This window comes from Dactylosporangium sp. NPDC005572 (assembly GCF_040605515.1).
Classification (GTDB): domain Bacteria; phylum Actinomycetota; class Actinomycetes; order Mycobacteriales; family Micromonosporaceae; genus Dactylosporangium.
The window spans coordinates 1-4460 of record NZ_JBEXCY010000397.1 but is presented as its reverse complement, the minus strand read 5'-3'; the positions used below and the strand labels follow the sequence as shown (position 1 = coordinate 4460).

The following is a 4460-nucleotide window of genomic DNA, read 5'->3' as shown; positions in this document are numbered from 1 at the left end:
GCCCGCGCCGCCGCCCGCGCCTCGCGCCGCGTCATTCCCCGTGTCATGGCCCGCGCGGTCGCCTGCCGCTCCGCCCGCGCCTCGCCCTGCGTCATGCCCCGCGTCATGCCCCGCCCGACGGTCTGCTTTTCCGCCCGCGTCATGCCTCGCCCGACGGTCTGCTTTTCCGCCCGCGACATGCCCCGGCCGGCGGCCCGCCGGTGCGCCCCGGTCTCCTCGTCCCAGATCTCCCAGGCGGCCGCGCGCCGCTGCGCCCGCGCCTCGGCCGAGTCGTTCGCGCTGTCGTCCACAGGCACGGCCCGGGCGGCGCCGCGCTGCGCCGCCCGGGCCTGCCCCGTGCGCCGGTCCCCACCGGTCGCCGCGGCCCGCGAGGGCCGGGCGGGCCGCGCCGATCGGGGGTCCGGCATGTCCTCGGCCACTCGCGTGACCGAGTCCGGCTCGGCGGGCGTACCGATCGGCGTCGAGGGCCGGACCGCCCGCACGCCGCCGCCCGCCGTCGCGGCGTGCCTCCGCCCGCCGCGCGTCTCCACCACGTCCTGCCCGACGCTCGTGTACCGCGGGTCGAGCACCTTGTCGGCGCGCGTCGGCCCGCCGTGCGCCGCCATGACGTCGTCCGCCACGACGGCGCGGCGGCGGCCGCCGCGGGCCTCGACCGCGTCCTCCGCCACCCTTGCCTGCGGCACGTCCGCCGGGCGGGCCAGGGGGACCACCTGCCCGAGCTCCTCACCCCGGCCCGTCTGCCCCTCTCGGGCCGGTCGGCTGCTCCTCGACGTGCGGTCCCGCAGCTCCGCCGGGATCGTGGCGCCCGGCCGCCGCCTCGCCTTGCCCGGCGTCCCCGTGGTGACCGGGGCCGGCCTGCCGCCGTGGAGCGGCCAGTCCGTGCGGTCCACGGGCCTGGGGTCGTCCAGCGCGGAGACGTACGGGCGGACCAGGATGGGCTCGCGACGGGGGTCGAGCGGGATCGGGCGGGCGTCCATCGTGTCGTAGGCGGAGGTCATGAGGGTGACCGTATTGACGATCCTCGGTCACCGAGTCAGCATTCACGGGTGATTCGCCGAATCACCCGACGGCTCACCCCGGCACCACCCACACCGCCGCGTCGGCGTGGCCGTCATCCCGCCGGCCGGTCGGATCCGTACTGTGGGCCACGCCGGGTCGACCGGCCGTCCTGACCGGGCAGCCGATGGGATCGGCTGATCGTCCGGTGCTCGGCGGCGACCATGGTCGCTACTGTGTGTTGTGTGAATGCGCTCCTTGCCGGTGTTGACTTCGGCGTGACGATCACGCAGCGTGGCGGAACCCTCCGGGTGACGGTCGCGGGCGACGTCGACGCGGCCACCGCGCCCCGGCTGGCGGCGTTCCTGCGCACCGACCGGGTCGTCCGCCGGGTCGAGCTGGACCTGTCCGGCGTGACGTACTTCTCGTCGGCCGGCATGGAGGTCGTCCACGGTGCCCGCCGCGCGGGCGTCGACGTCGTGCTCGTGGCGGTCGCCCCGCCGGTCGAGCGCCTCCTGGCCCTGCTCCCGCCGGTCTAGCCGACTTCGCGCAGCGCCCGGTGCACCACGCCGCCGGCCGCCCTGAGGGCCTTGCGGGCCTGCTCCACGTCGGCGGGGGAGAGCAGCGTGAGCAGCGCCACCTTCGCCTCGCCGCCCGCCGCCGACAGCGCCGCCTGGCACGCCTCCGCCGGCGCGCCGGTCGCCTGCACCAGCATGCGCACCTGCCGTACCCGCAGCTTCGCGTTCGTGGCCAGCATGTCGGTCATCAGGTTCGAGTAGGTGCGACCGAGCCGCACCATCACCGCCGTCGACATCGCGTTGAGCACCAGCTTCTGCGCCGTGCCGGCCTTCATCCGGGTCGAGCCGGTCACCACCTCCGGCCCGGTGTCGACCGCCAGGTGGATGTCGGCGTGCGCGGCGACCGGCGCGGCCGGGTTCGCCGACAGCAGCACCGTGTGCGCGCCGCGCAGCCGGGCCGCCCGCAGCGCACCGGCCACGAACGGCGTGCCGCCGCTGGCCGTCACCCCGAACGCCACGTCGCCGGCCGCGAGGTCGCCGGCCGCGGCGGCGCCCGCGTCGTCGTCGTCCTCGGCCGCCTCGACCGCGTCGACCAGGGCCCGTTCGCCGCCGGCGAGGTGGGCGACGACGACGCCGGGCGCCACGCCGTACGTCGGGCGCAGCTCGCTCGCGTCGAGCACCGCCATCCGCCCCGAGCTGCCGGCGCCGAAGTAGTGCAGCCGGCGCCCCTGTTCCAGTGCCGCGACGGCCAGGTCGACGGCCCGCGCGAGGTCCGGGAGCACCGCCGCCACCGCCGGCGCCACGGTCGCGTCCTCGGCGTTGACCAGGCGCAGGATGTCGAGGGTCGGCAGGCGGTCGATCTCCAGGGTGCCGGGGTTGCGGGCCTCTGTGGGGGCAATCGTCACCAGTGGCCTCGTTCCGGTCGCACGCGCCGGCTGCGGACCGCCTCGCGGGTCTTCTCCACAGCCGACTTGGTCTGTCCGTAGGTCTTCTGGGCGACGCCGACGAACACGCAGTCGACGACGGTGAGCTGCGCCAGCCGGCTCGCCATCGCACCCGACCGGAAGGTCGTCTCCCGCGCCGCGGTGGTGAGCGTGAGGTCGGCGATGCGCGTGATCGGTGACTTGGGGAAGTTGGTGAGCGCGACGGTACGGGCACCGCGCCGCCCCGCCTCGGCGAACGCCTCGATGGTGTCGATCGTCGTGCCGGTGTGCGAGATCCCGATCGCCACGTCCCGCTCGTCGAGCAGCGCCGCACTCGTCAGCGCCAGGTGCAGGTCGGACCAGGCGTAGGCGACCAGGCCGACCCGGTGCAGCTTCATCTGGAAGTCGCGGGCGACGAACGCGCTGGCCCCGACGCCGTAGATGTCGATGCGCCGGGCCCCGGCGACCGCGTCGATCACCTGCTGCAGCGTGTCGAGGTCGAGCTGGGCGGCGGTGTCCTCGACGGCCCTGGCGTCCGCGAAGGCGATGGTCTTCACGACGGTACCGAGGGGGTCCGTCGGGCTGATGTCGCTGCCCGGCGCCTCGCCGCGCTCGCCGTCGTCCTGCGCCCGGCCGGCCTCCGCGGCGAGGGTCAGCCGCAGCTCCGGGTAGCCGGAGAAGCCGATCGCCCGGCAGAACCGCACGACCGTCGTCTCGGACGTCTCGGCCCTGCGGGCGAGCTCGGTGATGGTGAGCTGCGCCGCGGTCGCCGCCTCGTCGGCGATGAGCCGCCCCACGCGCTGCTCGGCCGGCGACAGCGAGGGCAGCAACCCGCGGATGCGCACCGCCGTGGAGGGGGCGCCGCCGCTCTCGTCGACGTTCATGTGGGAAAGTTTCCGTTTCCCAGACCTTTTCGTCAATGGAGTACGGTGTGGCGATGCCAGTACCGCTGGTCATCGGCGTCGACGCCGGCGGCACCACGACCCGCTGCGTGGCAGCGTCGCTGGACGGCTCGGTGGTCGCCCGCGGCTCGGCCGGGGGCGCGAACGCCCAGTCCAGCGGCCCTTCGTCGGCCACCGCGCTGGTCGCCGCGGTGCGTGCGGCGCTGTCCGGCCTGGACCCGTCGCGCGTCGTGGCCGGCGTGGTCGGCCGCTCGGGCGCGGTGGCGGACGGTACGGCCGGCTCCCGGGGCGCGGCGCAGTGGGCTTCCCTCGGCGTGGACCCGTCGGTGATGCGGGTGGTGACGGACCTCGAGGTCGCGTACGCGGCCGGCACCCCGTCCCCGTCCGGCCTGCTGCTGCTGTCCGGCACGGGCGCGGCCGCGGTGGCGTTCCGGTCCGGCGCGCTGCACGCCCGCTGCGACGGCTACGGCTGGCTGCTGGGCGACGACGGCTCCGCGGTCTGGCTGGGCCGCGAGGCGGTCCGGGCGGTGCTGCGCGCGGTGGACGGCCGCGGCGCGCCGACGGCCCTGACGGCGCCGGTCCTGGCCGGCCTCGGGGCCGAGGACCCTGCGGAGGACGGGACGGCCGTGATCGGGGCGGTGCTGCGGTCGGCGTACCGGGAGCCACCCGCCGCCCTCGGCCGCCTCGCACCCCTGGTCGGGGCGGCGGCGCTGGACGGGGACGCGGTGGCGCGGGGGATCGTCGCCTCGGCTGCGGACCGGCTCCTGGAGTCCCTGGACGCGGCGTCGAGGCACCTCCCGGCAGGCGGGTCCGGTGCGGTCGTGCTCGCCGGATCGGTGCTGCTGACGGGGGGCCCGGTCGGCGAGCTGGTGCGGACGGGCGTCCGGGAGCGGTTCGCGGCCGACCCGGGGGAGGCCCGCGACGGTGCGGCCGGGGCGGCGGCCCTGGCGATCGCCGGCCTGACGGGTGCCCCGATCCCCGAGGACATCCACGCCCGCCTCACGGGGCAGCCGAGCTAAGGCCTGTTTCATAACTGAGCCCGGGCTGCGGCGGGCCCAGATTCCGCCTGGCGCCACCCCGCGAAAGCCCGGTTACAACACCGGTAGCCGGACTTCCGCGGG

5 protein-coding genes are annotated in these 4460 nt (G+C 76.4%); 2 read left to right on the top strand and 3 right to left on the bottom strand.

The window, feature by feature from the left end:
• On the bottom strand, positions 1-998 hold a 998-nt coding region (locus ABZS66_RS60725; protein WP_354773958.1), incomplete at its 3' end, for a hypothetical protein.
• Between the two features lie 243 nt (positions 999-1241).
• On the opposite strand from ABZS66_RS60725, the gene ABZS66_RS60720 reads away from it, so the two are divergent.
• Positions 1242-1535: an STAS domain-containing protein gene (locus ABZS66_RS60720; protein WP_354773956.1), complete on the top strand. Its 294-nt coding sequence runs from the start codon at positions 1242-1244 to the stop codon at positions 1533-1535.
• On the opposite strand, the gene murQ is transcribed toward ABZS66_RS60720, so the two are convergent.
• Both murQ and ABZS66_RS60710 read right to left on the bottom strand, forming a co-directional pair.
• Positions 1532-2419 (bottom strand): N-acetylmuramic acid 6-phosphate etherase, encoded by an 888-nt coding sequence (murQ, locus tag ABZS66_RS60715; RefSeq protein ID WP_354773954.1) that lies wholly within the window; start codon positions 2417-2419, stop codon positions 1532-1534. The two genes, ABZS66_RS60720 and murQ, sit on opposite strands and share 4 nt — an antisense overlap.
• Positions 2416-3321: a MurR/RpiR family transcriptional regulator gene (locus ABZS66_RS60710; protein WP_354773952.1), complete on the bottom strand. Its 906-nt coding sequence runs from the start codon at positions 3319-3321 to the stop codon at positions 2416-2418. Before ABZS66_RS60710 ends, murQ begins: the two co-directional genes overlap by 4 nt.
• 53 nt (positions 3322-3374) lie before the next feature.
• Between ABZS66_RS60710 and ABZS66_RS60705 the strand changes: the two genes are divergently transcribed.
• The gene (locus tag ABZS66_RS60705) at positions 3375-4358 is read left to right on the top strand and encodes a BadF/BadG/BcrA/BcrD ATPase family protein (protein ID WP_354773950.1); all 984 of its coding nucleotides are present in this window, start codon (positions 3375-3377) and stop codon (positions 4356-4358) included.
• Positions 4359-4460: the final 102 nt, after the last annotated feature.

Excerpts from the sequence above, each read along its gene's own strand:
- ABZS66_RS60705 (WP_354773950.1), top strand. The coding sequence starts at position 3,375 with ATGCCAGTACCGCTGGTCATCGGCGTCGACGCCGGCGGCACCACGACC.
- ABZS66_RS60710 (WP_354773952.1), bottom strand. The coding sequence starts at position 3,321 with ATGAACGTCGACGAGAGCGGCGGCGCCCCCTCCACGGCGGTGCGCATC.